The sequence below is a fragment of the Pseudomonas sp. LAIL14HWK12:I10 genome, from assembly GCF_900184205.1.
Taxonomy (GTDB): Bacteria; Pseudomonadota; Gammaproteobacteria; order Pseudomonadales; family Pseudomonadaceae; genus Aquipseudomonas; species Aquipseudomonas kermanshahensis.
Map to the genome: position 1 here is coordinate 442,233 of NZ_FXWU01000004.1, position 22,070 is coordinate 464,302.

18 protein-coding genes are annotated in these 22,070 nt (G+C 63.1%); 7 read left to right on the forward strand and 11 right to left on the reverse strand.

The genetic code is table 11. The features are described 5' to 3' along the window. Position 1: 1 nt before the first annotated feature. The 7 genes from QOS90_RS12210 to mreB form a co-directional block, all read right to left on the reverse strand. Positions 2-853 carry a carbon-nitrogen hydrolase family protein gene (locus QOS90_RS12210; RefSeq protein WP_027595594.1) on the reverse strand — a complete coding sequence of 284 codons (852 nt, stop codon included), beginning with the start codon at positions 851-853 and terminating at the stop codon, positions 2-4. Between the two features lie 14 nt (positions 854-867). Further along, a complete protein-coding gene (locus tag QOS90_RS12215) occupies positions 868-4,683 on the reverse strand; it encodes a YhdP family protein (protein WP_085272656.1) in 3,816 nt (1,271 codons plus the stop codon). Positions 4,684-4,765: 82 nt separating this feature from the next. Next, the gene (gene rng / locus QOS90_RS12220; RefSeq protein ID WP_027595592.1) at positions 4,766-6,223 is read right to left on the reverse strand and encodes a ribonuclease G; all 1,458 of its coding nucleotides are present in this window, start codon (positions 6,221-6,223) and stop codon (positions 4,766-4,768) included. A gap of 54 nt (positions 6,224-6,277) precedes the next feature. Next, positions 6,278-6,889, reverse strand: a complete 612-nt coding sequence (locus QOS90_RS12225; protein WP_085272655.1) for a Maf family protein — start codon at positions 6,887-6,889, stop codon at positions 6,278-6,280. A gap of 33 nt (positions 6,890-6,922) precedes the next feature. Continuing rightward, complete coding sequence (gene mreD / locus QOS90_RS12230; RefSeq protein ID WP_027595590.1) at positions 6,923-7,411, reverse strand: rod shape-determining protein MreD; 489 nt, start codon at positions 7,409-7,411, stop codon at positions 6,923-6,925. Then, complete coding sequence (mreC, locus tag QOS90_RS12235; RefSeq protein ID WP_371098497.1) at positions 7,411-8,424, reverse strand: rod shape-determining protein MreC; 1,014 nt, start codon at positions 8,422-8,424, stop codon at positions 7,411-7,413. The genes mreD and mreC overlap by 1 nt, the downstream gene beginning before the upstream one ends. Positions 8,425-8,619: 195 nt before the next feature. Further along, positions 8,620-9,657: a rod shape-determining protein MreB gene (mreB, locus tag QOS90_RS12240; RefSeq protein WP_003255163.1), complete on the reverse strand. Its 1,038-nt coding sequence runs from the start codon at positions 9,655-9,657 to the stop codon at positions 8,620-8,622. Positions 9,658-9,862: 205 nt separating this feature from the next. Here mreB and gatC point away from each other — a divergent pair, with 205 nt between their 5' ends. The 5 genes from gatC to QOS90_RS12265 all read left to right on the forward strand — a co-directional run bounded on the left by gatC (position 9,863) and on the right by QOS90_RS12265 (position 14,699). Next, the gene (gene gatC, locus QOS90_RS12245) at positions 9,863-10,150 is read left to right on the forward strand and encodes an Asp-tRNA(Asn)/Glu-tRNA(Gln) amidotransferase subunit GatC (RefSeq protein WP_027595588.1); all 288 of its coding nucleotides are present in this window, start codon (positions 9,863-9,865) and stop codon (positions 10,148-10,150) included. A 15-nt stretch (positions 10,151-10,165) separates the two neighbouring features. After that, complete coding sequence (gene gatA / locus QOS90_RS12250) at positions 10,166-11,617, forward strand: Asp-tRNA(Asn)/Glu-tRNA(Gln) amidotransferase subunit GatA (protein WP_085272654.1); 1,452 nt, start codon at positions 10,166-10,168, stop codon at positions 11,615-11,617. Between the two features lie 11 nt (positions 11,618-11,628). Beyond that, positions 11,629-13,074: an Asp-tRNA(Asn)/Glu-tRNA(Gln) amidotransferase subunit GatB gene (gene gatB, locus QOS90_RS12255; RefSeq protein WP_085272653.1), complete on the forward strand. Its 1,446-nt coding sequence runs from the start codon at positions 11,629-11,631 to the stop codon at positions 13,072-13,074. Between the two features lie 145 nt (positions 13,075-13,219). Next, complete coding sequence (locus tag QOS90_RS12260) at positions 13,220-13,594, forward strand: septal ring lytic transglycosylase RlpA family protein (protein WP_027595585.1); 375 nt, start codon at positions 13,220-13,222, stop codon at positions 13,592-13,594. A 61-nt stretch (positions 13,595-13,655) separates the two neighbouring features. Then, the gene (locus QOS90_RS12265) at positions 13,656-14,699 is read left to right on the forward strand and encodes a calcium/sodium antiporter (protein ID WP_027595584.1); all 1,044 of its coding nucleotides are present in this window, start codon (positions 13,656-13,658) and stop codon (positions 14,697-14,699) included. A gap of 25 nt (positions 14,700-14,724) precedes the next feature. On the opposite strand, the gene QOS90_RS12270 is transcribed toward QOS90_RS12265, so the two are convergent. The 4 genes from QOS90_RS12270 to QOS90_RS12285 all read right to left on the reverse strand — a co-directional run bounded on the left by QOS90_RS12270 (position 14,725) and on the right by QOS90_RS12285 (position 19,103). Beyond that, the gene (locus QOS90_RS12270) at positions 14,725-16,080 is read right to left on the reverse strand and encodes an amino acid permease (RefSeq protein ID WP_027595583.1); all 1,356 of its coding nucleotides are present in this window, start codon (positions 16,078-16,080) and stop codon (positions 14,725-14,727) included. A 56-nt stretch (positions 16,081-16,136) separates the two neighbouring features. Further along, entirely contained in the window at positions 16,137-17,078 is a 942-nt protein-coding gene (locus tag QOS90_RS12275; protein WP_085272652.1) for an AEC family transporter, read from the reverse strand. Positions 17,079-17,286: 208 nt separating this feature from the next. Then, positions 17,287-17,847: a response regulator transcription factor gene (locus QOS90_RS12280; RefSeq protein ID WP_027595581.1), complete on the reverse strand. Its 561-nt coding sequence runs from the start codon at positions 17,845-17,847 to the stop codon at positions 17,287-17,289. Then, a complete protein-coding gene (locus tag QOS90_RS12285) occupies positions 17,847-19,103 on the reverse strand; it encodes an ATP-binding protein (protein ID WP_027595580.1) in 1,257 nt (418 codons plus the stop codon). The genes QOS90_RS12280 and QOS90_RS12285 overlap by 1 nt, the downstream gene beginning before the upstream one ends. A gap of 202 nt (positions 19,104-19,305) precedes the next feature. Here QOS90_RS12285 and QOS90_RS12290 point away from each other — a divergent pair, with 202 nt between their 5' ends. Together QOS90_RS12290 and QOS90_RS12295 are read left to right on the forward strand one after the other, a co-directional pair. Further along, on the forward strand, positions 19,306-20,022 hold the full coding sequence (locus QOS90_RS12290) for an SIMPL domain-containing protein (protein ID WP_027595579.1): 717 nt from the start codon (positions 19,306-19,308) through the stop codon (positions 20,020-20,022). Between the two features lie 398 nt (positions 20,023-20,420). Next, positions 20,421-22,046, forward strand: coding sequence for an ABC transporter substrate-binding protein (locus QOS90_RS12295; protein WP_027595578.1), 1,626 nt, complete (start codon positions 20,421-20,423; stop codon positions 22,044-22,046). The last annotated feature ends 24 nt before the right edge of the window (positions 22,047-22,070 follow it).

A 22,070-nucleotide genomic window follows, 5' to 3' on the forward strand; every position in this document is an offset into this window, starting at 1 on the left:
GTCACTCCGAGGTGTGCGCAGGCCGCAAGGCGTCCTGCGAGAAAAAGCGCCGGTGCGATACCACCGGCATGCGCGCCCGAATGGACGCTTGTTCGTCAATGTCGCGCTCGGCGAGCAATACCGCTTCGCCCTGCGCCTGCTGCGCAACGATCCGCCCCCAAGGGTCGATGATCGCTGCATGGCCATGGGTTTCCCGTGGCCCTGGATGGGTGCCGCCCTGTGCTGCGGCCAACAGGTAGCACTGTGTCTCGATGGCGCGCGCGCGAATCAGCACGTCCCAGTGCGCCGCCCCCGTCACCGCCGTGAAGGCGGCAGGTGCGGTGATCAGTTCTGCCCCGGCTGCGCGCAATGCGCTGTACAACTCGGGGAAGCGCAGGTCATAGCATACGCTCAAGCCCAGGCGCCCCACCGGGGTATCGGCCACCACCACCTGTGCGCCATGGGCATAATCGTCAGACTCGCGATAACGGCCGCGGTTGTCGGCGACGTCCACGTCGAACAGGTGCAACTTGTCATAGCGCGCGGCCACTTCACCGTCTTCATCGATCAACAACGAGCAGGCATGGGCCTTGGCATCAGGTTGGCCGACCGGTGGCAACGGCAACGTGCCGGCGACAATCCATAACTTGAGGTCGCGCGCCGTGCGTTTCAACCAGGGCAGGATCGGCCCTTCCCCCAAGGCTTCGGCACGCCCGATCGCCGCAGCATCCTTGCGCCCCATCGCAGCGAAGTTCTCTGGCAGCACGGCCAGGCGTGCGCCACCGAGCGCGGCCTGCTCAAGCAGGGCGCCGGCCCGCTGCAGGTTGGCCAGCACGTCGTCCTGGCTGACCATCTGGATCACCGCTGCCTTCATGACTACTCCTGGCGCTATTTCTCGAAAGGTTTCACAAATGTGATTCTAGGCTCTTTCCACGGCCCCTCGACGCGGTAATGCACGCTGGCAAAACGTGAGACCCGGTCGCCGATCAACCGATCCACAAGGAACAGCGCGCCCCCGACCGCTGGAGCACCTACGATCAACGCAGCCAGCGGCAGGTTGTTGGTGACCGGCAGGGTCACTTGCAGGTTGGCATCCACCCGGTCACGGACCATGTCCAGGGTGCCCTCGAGCTCGAAGTTGCTCGAAGGGCCGGTCACCGTAATCGGTTCACGGGTCACGTACACGCCATTACTGGCCACCAGCAGGCCTTTGACCCGGTCATAGGCCAGGCCTTTTTCGAACAGGTCGGAGAAGTCCAGGCGCAGGCGACGGCCGATGGAGTTGAAATTGAGCAGGCCGAACACGCGCAAGGCCTGGGCACTGCCTTCAACTTCGACAAACTGGCCAGTACGCAACGCCGCGTCCATACTCCCGGAGAAGCGGTTCAGGCCCACCCAAGCAGGCGAACCGGGCCAACGGCCATCGACATCCAGGCGGAAATCGCGGCTGGTCACGGTAGGCGCGAACCCCCACGCCTTGAGCACATCGGCCAGGTTCTTGCCATCCAGGCGCCCTTTGTACCAGCTGCTGGTGCTGCCCGGCTGGCCTTCCCAACCACCGCCGCCGTCGATGTGCAGGCCTTTGAAGTCCAGGTCGATATCGTCTGCCGACACGCCGCGCGCGGTTGGGCGCAGCTTGATCGAGGCGCTGCCGAACAGGTCGTCGCCGCGGTAGAGCTTGTCGATGCTCAGGTCCAGCGCAGGTACCTTGCGCGGGTCGAACGAGGCCAACGGGTCAGGCCCTTCCTCGGCCTGGGCCTGGGCCGGGTCGGCCGCCGGCAGGCGCAAGGTCTGCAAGCGAATCGACATGGGCGCGCCCTTGGCATCCGGCACGCGTGCGTTGCCGATGACTTCCTTGCTGTCCAGCCGCAGGTCCCACGCAGGGCCACCCCGGGCCAGGCGTACCACCGCCTGGTTGAGGTCCATGCCGAAGGCCTTCAGTTGGCCAATGCTCAGGTCGACGCTTTGCAGGATCTGCCGCGCACTGCCACCGGGGTCATCACCGCCCAGGCTGGCCACCTTGGCCTGCCACGGGGCCAGGTCGAGTGTTTCCAGGCGCCCACGTACGCGCAAGCCTTGGCCGGCCGGTACTTGCGCCTGCCCCGTGCCCAGCAGCAATTCGCCGCGGCCCTGGGCCAGCTTGTCGGAAGGCGCGGCATAGGCGAAGCGCGCGAGGTCGGCATAACCGGCGTCAATGCGCCGCTCCGAGCCTTGCAGGTTCATGCTGAAACGGCTGTCACGGGTGTCCGCAGCGGCCTTGCCGAAGGGCGCAGGCAAGTCGATGGCAAGGCCCTTGAGTGAGGAATTGACGCTAAGGCTGTTGTCCCGGCTGCCGAGGTTGAGCTGCAACTGATATGGCAAGTCGCCCGAGGCCGGCAAGGCCTGGTTGAATTGCAGCCACTCGGTCAGCGCCTTCAGCGCGACCTGGCCATTGGCGTTGATGCGGGTCTGCATCTGCCCTGGCGCGCCCTCGGCAACGATCTGCGCGGTGACCGGCTTGCCGAACGCCTGCAAGCTGATGTTCTTGCCACTGAGCCCTTTGTCTAAATCGAAGCTGAAGTCGCCTTTCAGGCGGTTCAACTCCAAGCTAGGCGGGGCCACCTTGAGGCGGGCATCAGCGGTGGCGAAGTCCACCTGAACCTTGGGCCGTTCCCCGTGGGCCAGAGGGATATCGAGCTTGACCTTGCCCTTGAGCGGGCCCTCGCCTTCCCAGCCGGCGAAGATCTCGCCCGTGCCGATCGGCGCCTCTTTGAGAATTTTCAGGCCGTCGTCCAGGCCGCCGTCGAAATCGCCATCGAGATACAGGTGGCTGTGCTGGTCACCCTCGACGTGGGGGATATCGACACTGACGTCACTGACCTTGGTGTCGAGCAACAGGCCATGGTGAGCCTTGATGCGCACACCGCTGTCCTCGATCAGCACATCACCGTCCACCTGCTGCACCTGTGGCCAGCCGGGCTGGAAGTCCAACACCGCGTCGCGCACCTTGAAGAACAGGCTGATACTGCGCGCCTCTGGCGCGGCGCCATGGTTCAGCGAGCCCTGGTACTGGAAGTAGCCCTCGTCCACGGTGCCTTTGACGATCGCACTGCGCAGCCATTCGTCGAGGGCCGGGCTCAGCACTTCGGGCAGGTACTTGGCCGTGTAGCGGCCATCGCCCTCGGTCAAGCCGACGCGCAGGTCCATGTAGTCCTCGCGGCCCTCTTCGAACAGCAGGCGAATGAGGAAGTCACCGGCGATCTTGCCCTCCTCGCCCAGTACCTTCAGGTAGGGCGCGACGAGGGTGAAGCCTTCTTTGTCGAGGGCCCAGGTCAGGCGCGCATTGGCCTGCTGGTAATGCCAGGGTTTGGCGAAGATCGGGTACAGGTGCAGCATGAACGCATCAGTATCCAGCCGCAGCTCGCCGTGCCCCAGGTCACCACTGACGCTGCCGCTGACATTGCCGGCCGCGGGGGCACCGTGGTATGCGTTGAAACCAACCTTCTCCAGGTTGGCGGCAAACTGCAGGCGCTGGTCGCCTTCGGCTTTGGGCCGCGCCTCCAGGCGCACGTTGCGCAGCGCGCCGGTGACGTTCAGGCCATCGACCACGGCCATGAGGTTGTCCGGCAACGGTGCCAAGGCATCGATCAACGGGGTCAAGGGGGTGAGGTCGAGGCGGTCGGCCTGCACTTGCCAGCGCTCATCAGCGGGGACCTGCCCTGGGCGCTGACGTAATTGAAGGTGGGATTCCCAACGGTTCTTGCCGATATTCATGGCCAGGGAATCGACCATCACATCAAAACCTTGCTCGTTGCGCTGGAACCACGCAGACAACGCCAGGTTCTCCAAGGTCGCTGCTTTGCGCTCGGCATAAGCGCCTTGTAGCTGGGGCGCATTGAGCCGGACCACGGCTTGCTGCAACTGGCCTTTGCCCCAGTCGACCCAGAACTCGCCACCCGCGCGCAATGCGCTGGCGTGCCACTTGCCCAGCAGGCTCGGCGGCAACCAGCGTGCCCAGTCGCTTTGCGGCAGGCTCAGGTAGGCGGTAACTTGGCCATCGCGCCAGGCATCGGCCGACGCGCGGCTGCGCAGGTTCAGCGCCAGGGGCTGGCCGTCAGGCAGCGTGGCGCGCAGGTCGAGGGCCTGGCGCGAGGCACCGGCCTGCAAGCCCACGCTCACGTAGGTCAAGGTCAGGGGGTCGCGCTGCCAGGGATGCAGGGTTACTTGGCTGTCGAACACATCGATGCGCCCCAGTTGACGCAGGCGCTGCAGCAACTCGGCGGGGTCGAGCGGGGCATCATCCTTCTTCGGCAGCCCTTCGAGGTTCCAGGCGCCTTGCGCGTCTTCGCGCAGGATCAGTTGCAAGCCACCCAGCTGGATACGTGCCAGGCGCACCTCACGGGAGGTCAGGCTGGCCCAGAGGTCTGGCACCAGCTTGACCTCGTCCAGGCGTAACGCGCCAGCACCTTCGCCCAATTGCAGGTCGCGAACGCGCAGTACAGGCGCAAGCCCGCTCCAGCGGCCCTCCAGGGCACCAACGTGCACCGGCAAGCCCAACGCTTGCTCGGCCTTGTGCTCGACATCGGCCCGGTATTCGGCCACCAGCGGCACCAGTTGCCGGCCAACGCTAACGTACAGCGCCACCAACACCGCCAGCAGCGCGCAAATGCCCAGCCCCCAGCGGGTCGAGGCGGCAAGAACGCGGTTCAGACGTCCCATGGCCATGGCCCTCCAGGTCGTTTATCCATGATGGCCCTAAGTGCCGGTTTTGCCAGCCCGGCCATCCTGTGGCGCGTTTCGCGAAGCCTCAGAGCAGCACCACATCGTATTGTTCCTGCGAGTACATCGACTCGACCTGGAAGCGGATAGTTCGGCCGATGAAGGTTTCAAGCTCCGCAACGTTGCCGGACTCTTCGTCCAGCAGCCGGTCGACCACCTTCTGATTGGCCAGCACGCGGTAGCCCTCGGCCTGATAGGCACGTGCCTCGCGCAGGATTTCACGGAAGATTTCGTAGCAGATGGTCTCGGGGGTTTTCAGCTTGCCGCGCCCCTGGCAAGCCAGGCACGGCTCGCACAGCACCTGCTCGAGGCTCTCGCGGGTGCGCTTGCGGGTCATCTGCACCAGGCCCAGCTCGGTAATGCCAATGATGTTGGTCTTGGCGTGATCACGCTCGAGCTGTTTTTCCAGGGTGCGCAGCACCTGGCGCTGATGCTCTTCATCTTCCATGTCGATGAAGTCGATGATGATGATGCCGCCGATGTTGCGCAGGCGCAGTTGCCGGGCAATGGCGGTGGCGGCTTCGAGGTTGGTCTTGAAGATGGTCTCTTCGAGGTTGCGATGGCCGACAAAGGCACCGGTGTTGACGTCGATGGTGGTCATCGCTTCAGCCGGGTCGACCACCAGGTAGCCACCGGATTTGAGCGGCACCTTGCGCTCCAGGGCGCGCTGAATCTCGTCTTCGACGCCGTACAGGTCAAAGATCGGCCGTTCGCCAGGGTAATGCTCGAGGCGATCGGCGATTTCGGGCATCAGTTCGCCGACGAACTGCGTGGTTTTCTGGAACGTTTCGCGCGAATCGATGCGGATTTTCTCGATCTTCGGGTTGACCAGGTCGCGCAGGGTACGCAGTGCCAGGCCGAGGTCTTCGTAGATTACCGTGGGTGCGCCGCAGCTCTGGATCTGGCTGCCGATCTGTTCCCACAGGCGGCGCAGGTAGCGAATGTCCTGCAGGATTTCTTCAGCGCGCGCGCCTTCGGCGGCAGTACGCAAGATGAAACCACCGGCATCCTTGATGTTCTCGCTGTCCATGCAGCTGCTGACTACCTGCTTGAGGCGATCACGCTCAGCTTCGTCTTCGATCTTCAGGGAAATACCGACATGGCTGCTGCGCGGCATGTACACCAGGTAACGCGAAGGGATCGACAACTGCGTTGTCAGGCGTGCGCCCTTGGTGCCGATCGGGTCTTTGGTCACCTGTACCACCAGGGCCTGGCCTTCATGCACCAGCGCGGTAATGTTCTCTACCGCCGAGCCTTCGCGCTGGGAGATCTCCGAGGCGTGGATGAACGCCGCCCGCTCCAGGCCGATGTCGACGAAGGCCGCCTGCATGCCGGGCAGCACGCGCACCACCTTGCCCTTGTAGATATTGCCGACGATGCCGCGGCGCAGGGTGCGCTCGACGTGCACTTCCTGCAGCACCCCGTTTTCCACCACCGCCACACGTGACTCCATCGGGGTGATGTTGATCAGGATCTCTTCACTCATGGCAGGCTCTCGTCAAAGGTCTTGGATAATGATGGATCGCGTACGCGGTACTGGCTACCGCGGGTTTGTTACCTCTGAAGAAAGCGCGGGCAATTGCCAGCAGGCAATGCCGAACTGGGCCAGCAAATCGGCGGTCTCGCTCAACGGCAAGCCGACCACGGCGGAGTAGCTGCCCGTCAGGGCGGTGACGAATACCGCCGCCAGCCCCTGGATGGCATAGCCACCGGCTTTGTCGGCAGGCTCGCCACTGGCCCAATAACGGGCAGCTTCATCGGCGCTGATGGTACGAAAACGGACGTTGCTGGTGACGCACAGGCTTTGCCTGCGCTGGCCATCGCTCAGGGCGACAGCCGTCAGCACCTGATGCTCGCGGCCAGACAGGTCGGCCAGCATGGCCAGGGCATGTTCACGGTTTTCGGGTTTACCGAGAATACGGCCTTCGAGGACCACCGCCGTATCTGCGCCCAGGACGACAGCCGGGCCCTGGAGGCAGGCCAGGCCAGCCTCTGCCTTGGCCCGGGCAAGGCGCTCGACATAGGCTGCGGCGCCTTCGTCGGCGAGCGGGGTTTCATCGATGGGGGCGCTGACCGTGGTGAACGGTACGCCGATCTGGGTCAGCAATTCACGACGACGTGGCGAGCCAGAGGCCAGGTAAAGCGGGTTCATGTAGACATCTCCCTGTCAGTCGCGGCAACGCCGTCAATTTATACGCAAGCGTCGGCGCAGGTCGCGCAGGGCAAAGCTGATCCATGGCCAGAGCAAGGCACTGATGACGGCTGACCACACCAGCGCCAAGGTCGGCAGGCGGTTACCGGTCAAGGCACTGAGCCACAGCTGGATCAACTGGGCAATACCGAAAATCACCAGAATCACCAGGCTCTGCTGCCACATCGGGAACATGCGCAGGCGCTGTTGCAATGACAGCACCAGGAAGGTGATCAAGGTCAGGATCAGCGCGTTCTGCCCCAGCAACGTGCCATACAGCACATCCTCGGCCAGCCCTAGCACAAAGGCCGTGGTCATGCCGACCTTGCTTGGGACCGCAAGTGTCCAGAACGACACCAGCAGCGCCAGCCACATAGGCCGGAACACTTCCATGAACTGCGGCATCGGCGAAACGCTGAGCAGCAGGCCGATGGCGAACGTCAGCCAGATGACCCAGCCATTATTACGGCGTGATGCAGCCATCATTGCCTCCGAGGTTGGGCGGGCGCTGCCGCAGGCGTGGCCGGCGCTGCAGGGGCCGCGGTGGGCTGCGGGGTAGCGGCTGCAGGTGCTGCAGGCGTCGCCGCCGGGGTGGCAGGTGCGCCCTGCTCGCCATTGGCGCCAGGCTGGACGCCGACCGACGTGCCTTTGCGATCGGCCTCTTCCTGCGCGATCGCAGCGTCAGTGGCGCGTTGCTCCGGGCTGCGTCGGTCGCTGAACACCAGCAGCATGTAGCGGCTGCGGTTGAGCGCGGCGGTAGGGATGGCGCGAACGATGGCGAACGGCTGGCCGGAGTCGTGAATCACTTCGTTGACCGTGGCCACCGGGTAACCCGCGGGGAAGCGCTGGCCCATGCCGGAACTGACCAGCAGGTCGCCTTCCTTGATGTCGGCGGTATCGGCCACATGGCGTAGCTCCAGGCGCTCCGGGTTGCCGGTGCCACTGGCGATGGCGCGCAGGCCGTTGCGGTTGACCTGTACCGGAATGCTGTGGGTGGTATCGGTCAGCAACAGTACCCGCGAGGTGTAGGGCATCAACTCGACCACTTGGCCCATCAGGCCGCGGGCATCGAGCACCGGCTGGCCGAGGAACACGCCATCGCGCTCGCCCTTGTTGATCAGGATGCGGTGGGTGAACGGGTTGGGGTCGACGCCGATCAACTCGGCCACTTCAACCTTTTCGTTGACCAGGGCGGATGAGTTGAGCAGTTCACGCAAGCGCACGTTCTGCTCGGTCAGGGCCGCCAGCTTCTGCAGGCGCCCCTGCAACAGCAGGGCCTCGGTCTTGAGTTTTTCGTTTTCCGCGATGAGTTCGGTACGGCTGCCGAACTGGCCTGCCACGCCTTGCCACAAACGCTGCGGCAAATCGGTGATCCAGTACGACTCCATCAATACCAGGCCCATCTGGCTGCGCACGGGTTTGAGCACGGCAAAGCGCGCATCGACCACCATCAGCGCGACCGACAGCACCACCAATACGAGCAGACGAACGCCCAGCGAAGGGCCCTTGGAGAAAAGCGGTTTAATGGGCCGTTCCTCGTGGACGACTCAGGAGGTCATTGGACATGGGACAACGCACCAGCCTGGTTGCGGGTTGACGGAAACGACGCCCGGACGGACGCCAGCCCAGCGCATACAGGTAGCACTGTGCGTGCTACCTGTAAACCGGGCGCTCAGGAACAGCGAGCAGCATCACTCGCTGGAGAGCAGGTCCATCGCGTGCTTGTCCATCATCTCCAGGGCGCGACCGCCGCCACGGGCGACACAGGTCAGCGGGTCCTCGGCAACGATCACCGGCAGGCCAGTTTCCTGGGCCAGCAGTTTGTCGAGGTCGCGCAGCAGTGCGCCACCACCGGTCAGCACCAGGCCACGCTCGGCGATGTCGGAGGCCAGCTCCGGCGGCGATTGCTCCAGGGCGCTTTTGACCGCCTGGACGATGGTCGCCAGGGATTCTTGCAGGGCTTCCAGCACTTCGTTGGAATTCAGGGTGAAGGCACGCGGTACGCCTTCGGCCAGGTTACGGCCGCGGACATCAACTTCGCGCACTTCGCCACCTGGGTAGGCGGTGCCGATTTCCTGCTTGATGCGCTCGGCGGTGGACTCGCCGATCAGGCTGCCGTAGTTGCGGCGCACGTAGGTCACGATGGCTTCGTCGAAGCGGTCGCCGCCGACGCGGACGGATTCGGCGTAAACCACGCCGTTCAACGAGATCAGGGCGATTTCAGTGGTACCACCACCGATATCGACGACCATCGAACCACGGGCTTCTTCGACCGGCAGGCCGGCACCGATGGCGGCGGCCATTGGCTCTTCGATCAGGAACACTTCACGGGCACCGGCACCCAGGGCCGACTCGCGAATCGCGCGGCGCTCTACCTGGGTCGACTTGCACGGCACGCAGATCAGCACGCGAGGGCTGGGCTGCAGGAAGCTGTTCTCGTGAACCTTGTTGATGAAATACTGCAACATTTTTTCACAAACGCTGAAGTCGGCAATGACGCCGTCCTTCATCGGACGAATGGCAGCAATGTTGCCGGGCGTACGGCCCAGCATGCGTTTGGCTTCGGTACCGACGGCGACGACGCTTTTCTGATTGCCATGGGTACGGATGGCAACAACCGAGGGCTCATTCAGGACGATACCGCGCTCACGCACGTAAATAAGGGTGTTGGCAGTACCCAGGTCGATGGAAAGATCGCTGGAAAACATGCCACGCAGTTTCTTGAACATGGGAAAGTGACCCTGGGGAAAGCGTGGGTAAAAAAGTGCGGCAAACTCTAACAATGGCAGGGATTTTGGGCAAGGAGCCAATATGTTAAATTGGTCGTTTTTCCGAGCACGCCAGCAGATGATCGCGGCCGTATGACCGCCAGAATGCCGACATGTTCCTCATCACGGACCCTAATTCCGTTCTTTGTTTCCCCTGGAGATCCCCATGGCGCTTGAACGCTGCGACGTGGAAAAGATCGCCCATCTGGCCCGTCTGGGGCTGAATGATGGCGAACTGCCACGCATTACCGATGCACTGAACAGCATTCTCGGGCTGGTCGACCAGATGCAAGCGGTCGACACCACTGGCATCGAGCCCCTGGCCCACCCCCTGGAGGCCAGCCAGCGACTGCGTCCCGACCAGGTCACCGAAAGCAACCAGCGCGAGGCCTACCAGGCCATCGCACCGTCGACCGAAAGCGGTCTGTACCTGGTTCCCAAAGTCATCGAGTAAGGGATAGAGCCTGCCATGCACCAATTGACCCTGGCCGAGATCGCCCGCGGACTCGCCGACAAGTCGTTTTCTTCCGAAGAGCTGACGGGCGCCCTGCTGGCGCGCATCAAACAGCTCGACCCGCAAATCAACAGCTTCATCAGCGTCACCGAGGAACTGGCCCTGGGCCAGGCCCGTGCCGCTGACGCCCGTCGCGCCGCTGGCGAGGCTGGCGCCCTGCTGGGTGCGCCAATTGCCCACAAGGACCTGTTCTGCACCAACGGCGTACGCACCAGCTGTGGCTCGAAGATGCTCGACAACTTCAAGGCGCCGTACGATGCCACCGTGGTCGCCAAGCTGGCTGAAGCCGGCATGGTCACCCTGGGCAAGACCAACATGGACGAATTCGCCATGGGTTCGGCCAACGAATCCAGCCACTACGGCCCGGTGAAAAACCCGTGGAACCTGGAGCACGTCCCGGGCGGTTCGTCGGGCGGCTCGGCTGCGGCAGTCGCCGCGCGCCTGCTGCCGGCCACCACCGGCACCGACACTGGCGGCTCGATCCGACAGCCGGCAGCGCTGACTAACCTGACTGGCCTGAAACCGACGTACGGTCGTGTTTCGCGCTGGGGCATGATCGCTTACGCCTCCAGCCTCGACCAAGGCGGCCCGCTGGCCCGCACGGCCGAAGACTGCGCGCTGCTGCTGCAAGGCATGGCCGGTTTCGATACCAAGGACTCCACCAGCATCGAAGAGCCGGTGCCGGACTACAGCGCCAACCTCAACGCTTCGCTGCAAGGCCTGCGCATCGGCCTGCCGAAGGAATACTTCGGCGCAGGCCTGGACCCGCGCATCGCTGACTTGGTGCAAGCCAGCGTCAAGGAGCTGGAAAAACTCGGCGCCGTGGTCAAGGAAATCAGCCTGCCGAACATGCAGCACGCCATCCCGGCGTACTACGTGATCGCGCCTGCTGAGGCATCCTCCAACCTGTCGCGTTTCGACGGCGTGCGCTTCGGCTACCGCTGCGAAGCGCCAAAAGACCTGACCGACCTGTACAAGCGTTCCCGTGGCGAAGGCTTCGGTGCCGAAGTGCAGCGCCGCATCATGGTGGGCACCTACGCCCTGTCGGCCGGTTACTACGACGCCTACTACGTCAAAGCCCAGCAGATTCGTCGCCTGATCAAGAACGACTTCATGGCCGCGTTCGAAGGTGTTGACCTGATCCTCGGCCCGACCACGCCGAACCCGGCCTGGAAGCTCGGCGCCAAGAGCAGCGACCCCGTCGCCGCCTACCTGGAAGACGTCTACACCATCACCGCCAACCTGGCGGGCCTGCCGGGCCTGTCGATGCCGGCTGGCTTCGTCGATGGCCTGCCGGTCGGCGTGCAACTGCTGGCGCCCTACTTCCAGGAAGGCCGCCTGCTCAACGTCGCGCACCGCTACCAGCAAGTGACCGACTGGCACACCCGCGCCCCCAACGGCTTCTGAGGAGTTCACACATGCAATGGGAAGTTGTGATCGGGCTGGAAATTCATACTCAGCTCGCCACCCAGTCGAAGATCTTCTCCGGCAGCGCCACCACCTTCGGCTCCGAGCCGAACACCCAGGCCAGCCTGGTTGACTTGGGCATGCCCGGCGTACTGCCGGTGCTGAACCAGGAAGCCGTGCGCATGGCGTGCATGTTCGGCCTGGCGATCGATGCCGAGATCGGCAAGCGCAACGTGTTCGCGCGCAAGAACTACTTCTACCCCGACCTGCCCAAGGGCTACCAGATCAGCCAGATGGACCTGCCGATCGTCGGCAAGGGCCACCTGGACATCGCCCTGGAAGACGGCACCATCAAGCGCATCGGCGTGACCCGTGCGCACCTGGAGGAAGACGCCGGCAAGAGCCTGCACGAAGACTTCAGCGGCTCCACCGGCATCGACCTGAACCGCGCCGGCACGCCGCTGCTGGAAATCGTTTCCGAGCCGGACATGCGTAGCGCCAAAGAAGCCGTGGCCTACGTCAAGGCGATCCACGCCCTGGTGCGCTACCTGGGCATCTGCGACGGCAACATGGCCGAAGGCTCGCTGCGCTGCGACTGCAACGTGTCGATCCGGCCAAAAGGCCAGGCCGAGTTCGGTACCCGCTGCGAGATCAAGAACGTCAACTCGTTCCGCTTCATCGAACGCGCGATCAACAGCGAGATCCAGCGCCAGATCGACCTGATCGAAGACGGTGGCAAGGTCATCCAGGAAACCCGCCTGTACGACCCGAACAAGGACGAGACCCGCTCCATGCGCAGCAAGGAGGAAGCCAACGACTACCGTTACTTCCCCGACCCAGACCTGCTGCCGGTGGTCATCGAGGACAGCTTCCTCGACACCATCCGCGCCGGCCTGCCAGAGCTGCCACCACAGAAGGTGGAGCGCTTCCAAAGCCAGTACGGCCTGTCGGCCTACGACGCGAACGTGCTGGCATCGAGCCGCGAACAGGCAGACTACTTCGAGCAAGTGGTGAAGATTGGTGGCGACGCCAAGCTGGCAGCCAACTGGGTCATGGTCGAGCTGGGCAGCCTGCTGAACAAGCTGGGTGTCGAGATCGACCAGGCGCCGGTCAGCGCCGAGCAGCTGGGTGGCATGTTGCTGCGTATCAGTGACAACACCATCAGCGGCAAGATCGCCAAAACCGTGTTCGAGGCCATGGCCGCCGGTGAAGGCGATGCCGACAGCATCATCGAGAGCCGTGGCCTGAAGCAGGTCACCGACACCGGTGCGATCGACAAGATGCTCGACGAAATGCTGGCTGCCAATGCCGAACAGGTCGAACAGTACCGCGCCGCCGACGAGGCCAAGCGCGGCAAGATGTTCGGCTTCTTCGTCGGCCAGGCGATGAAGGCATCGAAGGGCAAGGCCAACCCGGGGCAAGTGAACCAATTGCTCAAAGCCAAGCTCGAAGGGTGATTGTTTTGACCCTGTAATCCTGCGAGGGCTTCGCCCTCGTTCGCGGGCAAGCCCGCTCCCACAGGTACAGCGCCGCTCTCACAGACGCTGACATACCTGTGGGAGCGGGCTTGCCCGCGAATGGTCGCACTGGAGAGCCTTTGACTTGCTAAAACGATCCCTCGGCACCCTCGCCTTGTTCTCCCTGCTGGCCGGCTGCGCCAGCCACGATATCGACCCCCGCGGCTACGACAAGACCGGCACCGCCTCCTATTACGGCTCGCGCCACCACGGCAAACGCACGGCCAGTGGCGAACCGTTCAACCAGCACGGCCTTACCGCCGCTCACCGCAGCCTGCCGTTCGGCAGCCGCGTGCTGGTCACCAACCTCGCCAACCAACGCAGCGTGGTGGTGCGCATCAATGACCGCGGCCCGCACACACGCGGCCGGCTGATCGACTTGTCACGCGCTGCAGCAGAAAAAATCGGCATGCTCCGTAGCGGAACGGCGCGCGTGCGGGTACAAGGTCTGAGCGACTGACCCTACTGGAGCCCTGACCATTTTCGACCTGGCCACCCTTCCCACCTTCAGCCTCCTGCAACTGGGCGTCGCCTTGTTGCTGCTGGCCTGCGGTGCCGAGCTGTTGGTACGCATGGCCCTGCGCCTGGCCTTGCGCCTGCACGTGCGCCCACTGATCATCGGGCTGAGCCTGGTAGCCTTCGGCAGCACCGCACCGCAGCTTACGGTAAGCCTACAGGCCGCCTTCCAGGGCGCACCGGATGTCGCCGTCGGCAGCGTGATTGGCAGCAACATCTTCAACGTACTGGTGATTCTTGGCCTGGCCGCGCTGATCATCCCGCTGCGTGTTTCACGCCAACTGGTTCGGCTGGACATCCCCTTGATGATCGTCGCCAGTGCGCTGGTGTATGCGCTGGCCGCCAATGGCTACCTGGGCCGCGGGGAGGGCCTGCTGCTGTTGCTGGCGCTGGTGGGCTACCTGGTCATGCTCTGGCATCAATCACGCCATTACGCTCGCACCTACCCCGCACCCAGCAACATCAAGGTCAGTGGTGCACGCTTTTGGTCAAGCACGCTGCTGCAGATTGCGCTTGGCCTTGGCCTGCTGAGCCTGGCCGGCCACTTGCTACTGGAAGCCGCCGTTGAGGTGGCGACTGACCTGGGCCTTTCCGAACGCATCATCGGCCTGACCGTGGTCGCGGTCTGCACGTCATTGCCAGAGCTGGCCGCCGCGATGATTGCCGCCCTTCGCGGCGAACGGGAAATCGCCGTTGGCACGGTGATCGGCAGCAACCTGTTCAACCTGCTGGGCGTGCTGGGCCTGACCGCGCTGATCACCCCTGAACCGCTGTCGATCTCACCCAACGCGCTGGCCTTCGACCTGCCCGTGATGCTGGGCGTCGCCGTCTTGAGCCTGCCCGTGTTCTATTCGGGCTACCGGATCACCCGCGCTGAAGGCCTGGTGTTTCTCTGCCTGTACCTGGCCTATGGGCTGCATGTGGTGGCCTTTACCACCGGCATGCCATTGGCCGGCCGCCTGGAGCGGCTCATGCTGTTCTATGTCCTGCCAGTGCTGGCCTTGGTGCTGCTGTACACCACCGTACGTGCGTGGCGGCGGCAGCACTGAGGCCAGCGGAGGGCGCCACAAGCCCTCAGCCCTGCCGGGCCTTCTTCAACCGGAACGCGACCCAAAGCACCGCAATCCAACCCGGAATCAGCATCACCGAGATGCGAATCGGCGGCGTCAGGTACATCACGACCAGAATCAGCACGATGAACGCCAGGCACAGGTAATTGGTAACCGGGTGCCCCCAGCTCTGGTAGAACGGGGTAATACCCGACGCCAGCTTGGCTTTGCGGAATTTGAGGTGGGTGATGCTGATGCTCGCCCAGTTGATCACCAGCGCCGACACTGCCAGGGCCATCAGCAAGCCAAAGGCTTCACCCGGCATCAGGTAGTTGATCAGTACGCACATGCCCGTGGCAAACGCCGAAACACCCAGCGCCGTCAGCGGCACACCACTGCGGCTGACTTTGAGCAGCTGGCGCGGCGCATCACCCTGGCTGGCCAGGCCGAACAGCATGCGGCTGTTGGCGTAGACGCAGCTGTTGTAGACCGACAGCGCCGCCGTCAGCACCACGACATTGAGGATGGTCGCCACCAGGTCGCTGTCCAGCTCATGGAAAATCATCACGAACGGGCTGCCCCCCTGCACCACCTTCTGCCACGGGTACAGCGACAACAGCACCGCCAGGGCGCCGATGTAGAAAATCAGGATGCGGTAGACCACCTGGTTGGTGGCCTTGGGGATGCTCTGGCGCGGGTTATCTGCCTCGGCGGCGGTGATACCCACCAGCTCCAGCCCACCGAAAGAGAACATGATCACAGCCAAGGCCATGATCAGGCCAGTAACGCCATTCGGGAAGAACCCGCCGTATTGCCACAGGTTGGCCACGCTGGCATCCGGGCCGCCGTGGCCGCTGCTCAGCAACCAGGCACCAAAGCCAATCATGCTGACGATGGCCACTACCTTGACCAATGCGAACCAGAACTCCATCTCCCCGTAGACCTTCACTTGGGTCAGGTTGATGAGGTTGATCGCCACGAAGAAGATCGCCGCCGTCGCCCAGGTGGGGAAATCGGGCCACCAGTACTGCACATAGATGCCCACGGCGGTCAGTTCGGCCATGCCCACCAGCACGTACACCACCCAGTAGTTCCAGCCCGAGACGAAGCCTGCGAACTCGCTCCAATACTGGTGGGCGAAGTGGCTGAAGCTGCCGGCTACCGGCTCTTCGACCACCATTTCGCCCAACTGGCGCATGATGAAGAAAGCCATCAGGCCGGCGATGGCGTAGCCCAGCAAAACGGAAGGGCCGGCCAGTTGAATGGTCTGGGCGATCCCCAGGAACAGCCCGGTGCCGATGGCCCCACCCAGTGCGATCAGCTGGATATGGCGATTCTTCAGCCCGCGCTGCAAGCGCTCGGGCGTGCTCTGGTCTTGCATGAAGTGTCCTTTAGCTCAGTGAGGCAGTGTTATTGCTGTTATTTGCAGTCAAGGATCTAGATCCATCCGCCCCACTGCAAGATGAAAATACCGATATTGGTGGTGATCGCCGCCATTAGCGTAGTGATCACGATGATCGAAGCCGCCAACTCATGGTTGCCGTTGGCCGCCCGCGCCATGACATAGCTGGCTGCCGCCGTCGGGCTACCGATATACAGGAACAAAATGCCCAGCTCGGCACCGCGGAACCCGCACAGCCACGCACCCAGTGTGCCGATCAGCGGCAACCAGACCATCTTCACCAGGCTGGCATCGATGGCCAGCCTGCCACTGTCACGCAGCGCCGCCAGCGACAGGGTGCCACCGATGCACATCAATGCCAGCGGCAAGGTCATCTGCGCCAGGTAGTCGCCTGAAGTGAGCAACCAGTTGGGCAACGGCACCTGGCCATAGGCCATGGGCGTTGCCACCAGCACACTGATGATCAATGGGTTGCTGAAGATGTTCTTGCAAATGCTCCACGGGTCGGACTTGAGGTCCGGGCTGTACACCGCCAGCACCACCGCCGACAGCGAGTTGTACAGGAGGATCACCAGGCCTGCCAGCACCGCGCCCAGCGAGATGCCGTAGTCGCCATACAGGCTGGCGGCCAGGGCCAGGCCGATTACGCCGTTGTTGCCGCGAAACGCGCCTTGGGTGTAGATGCCGCGGTCCGCTGGCGGGCAACGCCAGATGGCCAGCCCCCAGGCCACACCAAAGCCAACCAGGGTGGCCGCGACGAAATACAGCAGCACGCCCGGTTTGACCGCCGTTGCCAGGTCGGCGTGGTAGATGCCGAGGAACAGCAGCGCCGGCATGCAGACGTTGAACACCAGCTGTGAGGCGACGCGGTTGAAGTTGTCGTCGATCAGGTGGATGCGTTTGAGCAGCACGCCCATGAACAGCATGGCGAATACAGGTGCCGTGATGTTCAGCGTCTGGATAAGAAGGGCGAGCATGCGCAAGCGATCCTGCAGGGAGTTGCCGTTAGGGGGCTAATGATACGTCAACGGCTGCGAGTTGCGGGGATCGGGATGTGATACAGGGCAATTTCTGTCAGTGCCGGCCCCTTCGCGGGCAAGCCCGCCCCCACAGGTAACCACCCTTCTCGGGCTCAGTGGTGTCCCTGTGGGAGCGGGCTTGCCCCGCGAAAGGGTCAACGCCGATTCAGCGCCGAACCGGCCGCTTCTGCAGTTTGCGCTGCAAGGTCCGCCGGTGCATGCCCAGCGCCCGCGCCGTGGCCGAGATATTGCCCTCGTGCTCGTTCAGCACACGCTGGATGTGCTCCCACTGCAGGCGGTCGACCGACATCGGGTTTTCCGGCACCAGGGCATCCAGGTCGGCATGCTCGGAAAGCAACGCAGCCAGTACATCGTCGGCATCGGCCGGCTTGCACAGGTAGTTGCAGGCGCCGCGCTTGACCGCCTCCACCGCGGTGGCGATGCTGGAATAACCCGTCAGGATCACCACGCGCATTTCCGGGTCCAGCTCCAGCAGCTTGGGCAGCAGCACAAGCCCCGAGTCGCCTTCCATCTTCAGGTCCAGCGTGGCGTAGTCAGGCAGGTCCTGCTGGGCCAGGATCAGCCCTTCTTCGGCGGAGCCTGCAGTGCTCACGCGGAACCCGCGACGGCTCATGGCGCGCGCCATGACCCGGGTGAAGGTGGCATCGTCATCCACCAGCAGCAGGTGCGGCAGCTCTTCGCTTTCAAGCTGGGTTTCGTCACTCATCATTCATCTCCTCGCTTGCCATGGGGCAGGCGCAATTCGGTCAGGGTGCCACCCTGCTCATGACTATAGAGTTTCACCGAACCGCCCGCACGCGTCACGCTGGCCTTGCTCAAGAACAGGCCCAGGCCGAAGCCTTTGCCCTTGGTGGTAATAAAGGGTTTGCCAATCGCCTCGGCGATCGCTGGGGGTACACCGGGGCCATGGTCACGGATACTGATGACAATGTCCTGGGCGTCCCAGTCAAGGCGCACCTCAAGGTCGTCCGGACACGCGTCGGCTGCATTGTTCAGCAGGTTCAGCAGCGCCTGGGTCAGGTCCGGTGGCGGGGTCAGGCGCGGTACCTGGCCATCCCTGAGGCGCTGGAAGCGGTAGCTGGCCTCGGGCCGCATCAGGTGCCAACGGTTCAGCGCTTCGTCCAGCCAGGCAGTAACGTCCTGCTCGACCATCGCCAGGCGGCGGTTGGCCTCGGCAGCACGCACCAGTTGCTGCAAGGTCTCCTTGCACAGTTTGACCTGGTCCTGAAGGATCTGCAGGTCTTCCTGCAACAGCGGGTCGGGGTGGTCCTGGCGCATTTCGTTGAGCAGCACGCTCATCGTCGCCAGCGGGGTGCCCAGTTCGTGGGCAGCGCCAGCGGCCTGGGTGGCCACGGCCAGCAACTGCTCATCGCGCAGGCTCTCCTCACGGCGCTCGGAACGCAGTTGTTCCTGGCGACGGAGTTCTTCGGCCATGCGCGCGGCAAAGAAGGTGATGACCGCTGCCGCCAGGGCGATGCTCAGCCACATGCCGTAGACCTGCATCTTGTCGCGCGCCAGCGGCAGCCCTTCCAGCGGGTAGAACTGCACCAGCAGCAGGCTGTAGGCCGTCAGGGCAATGCCCGAAAGAATCAGCGAATAGAGCCAGGGCAAGGTCACCGCAGCAATGGCCAGCGGCACCAGGTAATACGAAACGAACGGGTTGGTCGAGCCGCCGGAGTAATACAGCAAGGCACTGTGGATCAGCAGGTCGCAGGCAAGCTGCAGTGCATATTCCATTTCGGTGACCGGCAGCGACAGGCGCAGGCGCAACGCAGTGAAGGCGCACAGGATGGACGACAGGGCCAGCGTCGCCGCCAGCGAAAACCACGGCAAGGGCAGCAGGTCGGTCCAGTAGGCGACGCCCACGGAGCCTGCCTGGGCAGCCAGGACCAGCACGCGAATAACAGTCAGGCGCCAGAGGTTCTGACGTGTAGCGGACAACGGTTGTACGTCGGCGAGCATGAGCTCTCCTGATGAGTGCTCCAGAAAATCGGCTGGAGTATACCGAAGCCGGGCGCCTCGCTGCAGCGATGCGGCAAAGCGCCACACTTTGTCACAGGTTCATGATGGCACTTTTGAACCCACTACACTGTTCCCGGTCTGATGGGCCATGCGTGGAATGGAGAGCCAGCACCCACGCCCTTTTATTGCCAAGGAGTCTTACATGCAAATCCCTCGTCGCGGCACTGCCTTGATCCTGTCTTGCGGCCTGCTCGCCAGCCTGCCTGCGCTGGCGGCCGATGAGCCGCGCTTCAACCAGGTGTCGCTGCGTGCCGAAGTCAGCAAGGAAGTGCCACGCGACCTGATGGTCGTGACCCTCTACAGCGAAGCGCAGAACACCGACCCGGGCAAACTTGCCAAAGAGATCACCGAGACCATGAACAAGGCTGTGCAGCAGTCTCGCCAGGTCAAGGATGTGAAGATCAGCCAGGGCAGCCGCAACAGCTACCCGGTCTATGACAGCAAAGGGCAGAAAATCACCGGCTGGCGTGAACGCGCCGAGCTCCGCCTGGAAAGCGCCAACTTCCCGGCCCTGTCGCAATTGACCGCCGACCTGCTGCAAGACCTGAAAATGGGCGGCATGGACTTCTCCATCGCCCCGGCCACGCGCAAGGCCAGCGAAGATGATTTGCTCAAGGACGCGGTCAATGCCTTCAAGGCACGCGCACAGCTGGCCACCGAGGCGCTGGGTGGCAAGGGCTACAAAGTGGTCAACCTGAACCTCAACAGCAGCGGCTACCCACGCCCGTACCTGCGCAGCGCACCGATGGCCATGAAAGCCATGGGCGCTGACGAAGCGGCGCCGGCGCCGGATATCGAAGCGGGTACCAGCGAAGTGAGCATGAATGCCGATGGTTTGATCGAAGTTCAGATGCCCTGATCTGAATGGGGCCGCCTTGCGGCCCAATCGCCGGCAAGCCGACTCCCACAGGGGCAGCGCAGAGCCTAAGGCTTGTGCTGCACCTGTAGGAGCGGCCTTGCGTCGCGCTGGGCTGCAAAGCAGCCCCAATTCTGCAATTTAAGACATTTCCTACGCACTTTTAAGGTGCGGCTTACAGATTCCTCCCCCTCGAAACATCCTGCAATTGCCATCATTTTGCCCGCGCAAACGTTCAACTTCGTCGAAAGTTATACCGATGCGACATCCATGTACGCTCGTGCCACCTTTCTGGCGCCAACTATCCTTCTGAGTGTTGCATTGGGAACAGCCCCTGCATAAGTATCCTCAGGTCGGCTCACGAGGCCACCTCAATCAAAAATGACAACAATGAGGCCACCATGCTCAAACACGCAGTCATTCCGTTCTTGCTAGGCGCAGGTTTGCTGGCCGGCGCCCCGCTCGCCCACGCAGCGTCCAACCTGGTGTTCTGCTCCGAAGGCAGCCCGGCTGGCTTCGACCCAGGGCAATACACGACGGGAACCGACTTCGACGCCTCGGCCGAGACCGTGTTCAACCGCCTGACCCAGTTCGAACGCGGCGGTACCGCCGTGATCCCGGGCCTGGCGACTAAATGGGAAGTGTCCGACGACGGCAAGACCTACACCTTCCACCTGCGCGAAGGGGTCAAGTTCCACACCACCGACTACTTCAAGCCCACCCGCACATTCAATGCCGATGACGTGCTGTTCACGTTCAACCGCATGCTCGACAAGAACCACCCGTTCCGTAAGGCCTACCCCACCGAATTCCCCTACTTCACCGACATGGGCATGGACAAGAACATCGCCAAGCTCGAGAAGGTCGACGAGCACACTGTGCGCTTCACCCTCAACGACGTGGACGCTGCGTTCATCCAGAACCTGGCGATGAGCTTCGCGTCCATCCAGTCGGCCGAGTATGCCGACCAGTTGCTGAAAGGCGGTAAGGCTGCCGACCTCAACCAGAAACCGATCGGCACCGGCCCATTCGTGTTCAGCAAGTACCAGAAAGACGCGCAAATCCGCTTCAAGGGCAACAAGGATTACTGGAAACCCGAGGACGTGAAGCTCGAAAACCTGATCTTCGCCATCACCACCGATGCCTCGGTGCGCATGCAGAAGCTCAAGAAAGGCGAGTGCCAGGTCACGCTGTTCCCGCGCCCGGCCGACATCGAGCCGCTCAAGGCCGACAAGAGCCTGCAGATGCCGCAACAGGCCGGCTTCAACCTCGGCTACATTGCCTACAACGTGATGGACAAGATCAAGGGCAGCAGCGTGCCCAACCCCATGGCCAAGCTCGAAGTGCGTCAGGCACTGGACATGGCGGTGGACAAGAAAAAGATCATCGAATCGGTTTACCAGGGTGCCGGCCAGCTGGCGGTAAACGGCATGCCGCCCACCCAGTGGTCCTATGACGACAGCATCAAGGACGCCCCCTACGACCCGGAAAAGGCCAAGCAGCTGCTCAAGCAAGCCGGCATCCCGGAGGGCACCGAGATCACCCTGTGGGCCATGCCTGTGCAACGCCCGTACAACCCCAATGCCAAGCTGATGGCCGAAATGCTGCAATCGGACTGGGCCAAGATCGGCATCAAGGCGAAGATCGTCAGCTATGAATGGGGCGAATATATCAAGCGCTCCAAAGGCGGCGAACAGGGCGCCATGCTGATCGGCTGGAGCGGCGACAACGGTGACCCGGACAACTGGCTAGGTACCCTGTACGGCTGTGATGCGATCGACGGCAACAACTTCTCCAAGTGGTGCTACAAGCCCTACGACGACCTGATCAAACAGGCCAAAGCCACCTCTGACCAAGCCAAACGCACCGAGTTGTATCAACAGGCGCAGCACATCCTCAAGCAGCAGGTGCCGATCACCCCGATCGCCCACTCCACCGTGTACCAGCCCATGAGTGTCAAGGTGAAGGACTTCAAGATCAGTCCGTTTGGGCTGAATGCCTTCTACGGCGTCAGCGTGGACAACTAATAGGGTAGCCCCCGGCACCCGCCG

Coding starts and splice junctions, on each gene's coding strand:
- QOS90_RS12210 (WP_027595594.1), bottom strand. CDS start 853: ATGAAGGCAGCGGTGATCCAGATGGTCAGCCAGGACGACGTGCTGGCC.
- QOS90_RS12215 (WP_085272656.1), bottom strand. CDS start 4,683: ATGGCCATGGGACGTCTGAACCGCGTTCTTGCCGCCTCGACCCGCTGG.
- rng (WP_027595592.1), bottom strand. CDS start 6,223: ATGAGTGAAGAGATCCTGATCAACATCACCCCGATGGAGTCACGTGTG.
- QOS90_RS12225 (WP_085272655.1), bottom strand. CDS start 6,889: ATGAACCCGCTTTACCTGGCCTCTGGCTCGCCACGTCGTCGTGAATTG.
- mreD (WP_027595590.1), bottom strand. CDS start 7,411: ATGGCTGCATCACGCCGTAATAATGGCTGGGTCATCTGGCTGACGTTC.
- mreB (WP_003255163.1), bottom strand. CDS start 9,657: ATGTTCAAGAAACTGCGTGGCATGTTTTCCAGCGATCTTTCCATCGAC.
- gatC (WP_027595588.1), top strand. CDS start 9,863: ATGGCGCTTGAACGCTGCGACGTGGAAAAGATCGCCCATCTGGCCCGT.
- gatA (WP_085272654.1), top strand. CDS start 10,166: ATGCACCAATTGACCCTGGCCGAGATCGCCCGCGGACTCGCCGACAAG.
- gatB (WP_085272653.1), top strand. CDS start 11,629: ATGCAATGGGAAGTTGTGATCGGGCTGGAAATTCATACTCAGCTCGCC.
- QOS90_RS12270 (WP_027595583.1), bottom strand. CDS start 16,080: ATGCAAGACCAGAGCACGCCCGAGCGCTTGCAGCGCGGGCTGAAGAAT.
- QOS90_RS12275 (WP_085272652.1), bottom strand. CDS start 17,078: ATGCTCGCCCTTCTTATCCAGACGCTGAACATCACGGCACCTGTATTC.
- QOS90_RS12280 (WP_027595581.1), bottom strand. CDS start 17,847: ATGAGTGACGAAACCCAGCTTGAAAGCGAAGAGCTGCCGCACCTGCTG.
- QOS90_RS12285 (WP_027595580.1), bottom strand. CDS start 19,103: ATGCTCGCCGACGTACAACCGTTGTCCGCTACACGTCAGAACCTCTGG.
- QOS90_RS12290 (WP_027595579.1), top strand. CDS start 19,306: ATGCAAATCCCTCGTCGCGGCACTGCCTTGATCCTGTCTTGCGGCCTG.
- QOS90_RS12295 (WP_027595578.1), top strand. CDS start 20,421: ATGCTCAAACACGCAGTCATTCCGTTCTTGCTAGGCGCAGGTTTGCTG.